Source organism: Streptomyces sp. DH10, assembly GCF_029813805.1.
In the GTDB taxonomy this organism is placed as follows: Bacteria; Actinomycetota; Actinomycetes; order Streptomycetales; family Streptomycetaceae; genus Streptomyces; species Streptomyces coeruleofuscus.
Genome location: NZ_JARVKU010000057.1, coordinates 1 through 1,335 on the forward strand (window position 1 = coordinate 1; position 1,335 = coordinate 1,335).

At 67.6% G+C, this 1,335-nt stretch carries 2 protein-coding genes; both read right to left on the reverse strand.

Translation table 11 applies throughout. From position 1 onward, the window contains the following. Position 1 precedes the first annotated feature (1 nt). Positions 2 to 868, reverse strand: a complete 867-nt coding sequence (locus QC385_RS43830) for an ABC transporter permease (protein WP_279546995.1) — start codon at positions 866 to 868, stop codon at positions 2 to 4. Continuing rightward, positions 865 to 1,335 (reverse strand): ABC transporter permease (locus QC385_RS43835; protein WP_279546996.1); only part of this gene is annotated, 471 nt, incomplete at its 5' end. The genes QC385_RS43830 and QC385_RS43835, both read right to left, overlap by 4 nt.

Genomic DNA, 1,335 nt, shown 5'->3' on the forward strand with positions numbered 1-1,335 from the left:
GTCATACGGTTTCGCTTCCGGGTGCGGCGATGCCTGCTGTGTTCTCGACGGAGAGCAGGGAGTTCTGGCGTCCGGAGCCGATCCAGCGCACGAGGGCGACCAGGGCGAGGGCGAGGATGGCGAAGGCGATGAGGATGGCGCTGATCGCGGTGACGCTGGGGTCGATGTCGAAGGTGAGGGAGTTGTAGACCTGCACCGGGAGGGTGACGGTGTCGACGGAGGACAGGAACTGGGAGATGTAGAACTCGTCGAAGCTGGTGATGAAGGAGAAGATCGCGGCGGCGATCATGCCGGGGGCGGCGAGGGGGAAGGTGATCCTGCGGGCGATGGTCAGGCGGTTCGCGCCCATGCTGGCGGCGGCGTCTTCGAGGCGTTCGTCGATGCCGCGCAGGGTGGCGATCAGGATGAGGACCGCGATGGGTGAGGCGAGCACGGTGTGGCCGAGGGCGATGGCGATGGGGCTGCCCAGCATCGCGGCGGGTTCGAAGAGCAGGAACAGGCCGAGCGCGGTGACGATCTGCGGGATGAGCAGGGGGCCGAGGACCAGGGCGTAGACCGCGGAGCGCAGCGGGAGTTCGCTGCGGGTCAGTGCGGTGGCCGCGGTCACGCCGATGATCAGTGAGAAGACGGTGCTCAGGCAGGCGACGAAGGCGCTGAGTGTCAGGGCGGCGGGCCATTTGCTGCCGTCGGCGAACAGTGCCTTGTACCAGCCCAGCGTCCAGGAGTCCGGGGGGAAGGAGGCGAAGGCGTTGTTGCTGAAGGAGGTGACGAGGATGACGACGATCGGCAGCGCCAGGAACAGCAGGATCACGGTGGCGACGGCGGTCAGGGCGATCCGCCCGGCGAGGGTCTTGCGCAGCTCCATCATGAGGTGCTCCTCTTCTTGCGGCTGGCGCCCAGGGAGCTGACGAGCTTGACCAGCAGCAGTCCGGCGAAGGTGAGCAGCAGCAGGATGACGCCCTGTGCGGCCGCCCCGTTCCACTGGTTTTCCTTGGTGACCTGCTGGTTGATGAGGGTGGCGATCATCGTCTGGTTGGGGCCGCCCATCAGGGCGGGGGTGATGTAGTAGCCCAGGGAGAGGATGAAGCTGAGCAGTCCGGCGCTGGCCAGGCCGGGGGCGACCAGGGGCAGGTAGATCCGGCGGAAGATGGTCACGCGCCCGGCGCCCATGCTGGACGCGGCGGCCAGCAGGCGGCGGTCCACGCCGCGCATCACCCCGTACAGCAGCAGCACGGTGTAGGGCAGCATCATGGAGGTGGTGCCGATGACCACGCCGAGTTCGTTGTAGAGCAGCCGGAACGGCGCTCCTGGTACCGACATGGCGCCCAGGGTCTC